This window comes from uncultured Turicibacter sp. (genome assembly GCF_938044715.1).
Classification (GTDB): Bacteria; Bacillota_I; Bacilli_A; order MOL361; family Turicibacteraceae; genus Turicibacter; species Turicibacter sanguinis.
Map to the genome: position 1 here is coordinate 1 of NZ_CALIOS010000131.1, position 3,033 is coordinate 3,033.

A 3,033-nucleotide genomic window follows, 5' to 3' on the forward strand; every position below is an offset into this window, starting at 1 on the left:
GAGGCAAGTTCAAGTGAAACTAATGGTGGAGTTCATCACTATATTTGGTTATTTAGTTAGAGGTGATTATAAATATTGTAAGATGATTTCAGATATGCTATGTTTAAATCAAAAGTTAGCATAAGCTAACTTGAGGAAACAGTTAAAACCTGCTTTTATTTTTAACAATTAGTTAGCATATGCTAACTTGAGGTGGTATACCCACCATTCATCCGTTCTGTTAAAGAGAGTAGATTTGAATATACTAATAAATGCATTAAAAATGAGGTGAAAAAATGAAAAGGACATTAATTGAGCATGCAGCGCCTACATTAGCCGGGTTAAAAACGGCTAATATGTTTAATTATAAATTTAAAAGTAAGGAACAATTAACAGAAGAGCTAATCCTTCTCAATCGAGAATTAAATGAAAAGGGCCTTTATCTTGATGTTCTTCGAGAAAGTTGTCAAACCGTTCTTCTTTATGTGTATCGAAAGAATCAATTATTAGAAGAGTTAAAAGAGGTGAGAACCCGACAATTATTAACGGAATTGGGGTATCATCATCAAGCGACGATTCCGGATCTTTTGAATAGGTTAAAGCAACGTTTATCATCATCTGATGAATTTCCTCATGAAATTGGGGTGTTTTTAGGATATCCAATTGAAGATGTGTTAGGTTTTATTACGAACTGTGGCTCGAATTGTAAATGTTGTGGTTATTGGAAGGTCTATGGGGATGAACAAAAAGCGAAACGATTATTTGGTCAGTTTACAAAGTGCCGAGAAATCTATTTGAAATTATACTTAATGGGACGATCAATTAATCAATTGATTGTATCCGTTTAATAGCTAAATGTGTTAACAATGAGGAGAGCGAAACAGAAAACGCACAGAGAACAATAAAATCCATTGATCATGTGGGAGGGATGTCAAACGCTTGAGAATTCATTCATATCATATCAAAAAAGGTGGCACGACAGAGGTGCGCCCCTTTTTGGTTCAAATTAATCAATAGCACTTAAACTTGAGAGAATTGAAATAAAGGCAATCATAATCAATAGCATATTAGCGACTAAGCCTCCAAGAGTTAAAGCGGCATTAAATAGATAAATGGTTGGAATAAATAAGATAATAATAAATGGAATTGGAATAAATAGTAAATAAGAGCTATACCAGTTCCCATTTAATAACGTCTTAATAAAAGCACAGATAGCGATTAAAAAGGCTGGACAAACGGTTAAGTAACTCGCTCCTGGGAATGTAAAGGTGATAATCAAAGACAAGATAAGAAGCAAGACAAGTAATCCAAGTAAAAATTCTGAGGATTCTTTGAATCGATGTGTCATTTTTTTAATGACTAAGAAGTGCGTGATAAAGGTCACGATAATCACGCTAACGAAGATAAAATCTTCATGTTTCATAAGTGGTAAGTACGTCAGTTTAAATGGACGCCCATTTAACACCGCAATAAAACGTGTTAATAAATAGGATAAACCCATCATTAAAATCGTGAAGCCAGCATTTAAAAACGTATATTTAAAGACTGTCATCTGCTTTTGTATCTGAAGTTTTTTAAATAAGAAGATAATTAAAGCGAAGATTACAATGATTAAAAGATAGTTGAGTGTTTTGGAGTAGTTAATAAATGCCGTTCCAAACGTGAAGAAAATAGAATCATGTGAGGCAGTTAGGGCGTTTGCGTCCGAATAAGTTTCGTCCTAAACAAAAGCTTTTACAATCGGCAAGACGTGATCTCCATAATGCTGAAGGGAAGCATCACTTAAATGATCTGGATTATCATTGGGTGTATGATAATTTTCAAGACCATCTCACACACTGATGTTAATGCCAGGCAAATCATGTTGTAAGAAAATAGTGAAGTCCGACCCATTTGGAAGTAAACGATAAATTTCTGGTGTGATTGAATACGAAAAAGGATGCTCACTTTTTTTAAATAGATCCATAATAGCAGCGTTGTTAGGACTTGTTTCAAACATGACGGCAGGACCTTTTGTACCACGTGCTTCAATATTGATCAGGTAGCGAACCCCTTCAAAAATTTCTGATTCATTGACCGCTTGCTTAGCTCCAAGTAATCCATATTCTTCGCCATCGGTGAAGAGGATTTTAATTCCATTAATCATTGGAGTGTTCATTTCTTAGATCACACGTACTGTTTCAAGAATGGTTGAAAGGCCATATCTTACATCGGTAGCACCGCGTGAACCATCCATTTCAGCATATCGTTCTGGTTTAGCACGAGACCTATCGTAGTGTGTCACGAGCATAATATACGAATCAGATTGTCCTTCAAGTGTTGCATAAATATTTTGCAAGTCTTCGTAACTATCACTGCGCTCAACATAAACATCCTCATATTCGTAAAGTGTGGGTTGGAGTCCGAATGCTTCTAGTTGTGAGATCAGATAATTTCTCACGTTTTCTTTCGCTTCGATATCATAAATAGAATGTGGTTCTTTTGCGATTTCTTGAATATGATTCATCTGATTGGTTACATTGACCTTTGATAAATCATCGTAGTTTGGTGTGGCTGGATTCAGTGATTCAAACCCGATCCAAGCAGATATTGTGACAACTATAATAAGAATTAGAAAAGTAAGTCGTTTATTCGTTTTAAACATAAGTCCCCCTTAAAGATTCGACATTTAGATTTGCTTCCTTCTTAATTTAACAAAATTTAATTACCTTGTTAATCGAAATATTTCAAATACAAAGTATTTTGAGGTTTTATAATCTGAAAAGTAACTGACAGAATCATAAATTTGTTATCCTAATAATTACATATTTATTATTACTGTTTTTTTCTAATTTTTGTGTTTACTCGTGGTATAATCTTAACGTGTTTTTAAGAAGACTATGCGCTTTTAAAAAGGAAATATCGCATGACAGAATTAAAAAAATAAAAGAGCGTTAATGATGTTATTTAATATCATTTTTATCATCACGTTTGGTTATATTACGTTAGATGCAATGATTCGTCCATCGACTTTATTTGCAAGTATGAATCCACTGCTCGTGACAAGAGGAGCAG

The 3,033-nt window shown here is 34.0% G+C and carries 2 protein-coding genes and 1 pseudogene; 1 reads left to right on the top strand and 2 read right to left on the bottom strand.

What is annotated here, in order from left to right; all coding sequences use genetic code 11:
• The first annotated feature begins 275 nt into the window (after window positions 1–275).
• Window positions 276–827, top strand: coding sequence for a DUF3793 family protein (locus QWC74_RS12515; RefSeq protein ID WP_006785740.1), 552 nt, complete (start codon window positions 276–278; stop codon window positions 825–827).
• Window positions 828–985: 158 nt separating this feature from the next.
• Here the strand turns inward: QWC74_RS12515 and QWC74_RS12520 are convergent, their stop codons facing one another.
• Both QWC74_RS12520 and QWC74_RS12525 read right to left on the bottom strand, forming a co-directional pair.
• Window positions 986–1,531 (bottom strand): hypothetical protein, encoded by a 546-nt coding sequence (locus tag QWC74_RS12520; RefSeq protein ID WP_006785741.1) that lies wholly within the window; start codon window positions 1,529–1,531, stop codon window positions 986–988.
• A 279-nt stretch (window positions 1,532–1,810) separates the two neighbouring features.
• A pseudogene (locus QWC74_RS12525) lies at window positions 1,811–2,623 on the bottom strand (M28 family peptidase).
• Between the last annotated feature and the right edge of the window lie 410 nt (window positions 2,624–3,033).

Excerpts from the sequence above, each read along its gene's own strand:
- QWC74_RS12520 (WP_006785741.1), bottom strand. The coding sequence starts at position 1,531 with ATGACAGTCTTTAAATATACGTTTTTAAATGCTGGCTTCACGATTTTA.
- QWC74_RS12515 (WP_006785740.1), top strand. The coding sequence starts at position 276 with ATGAAAAGGACATTAATTGAGCATGCAGCGCCTACATTAGCCGGGTTA.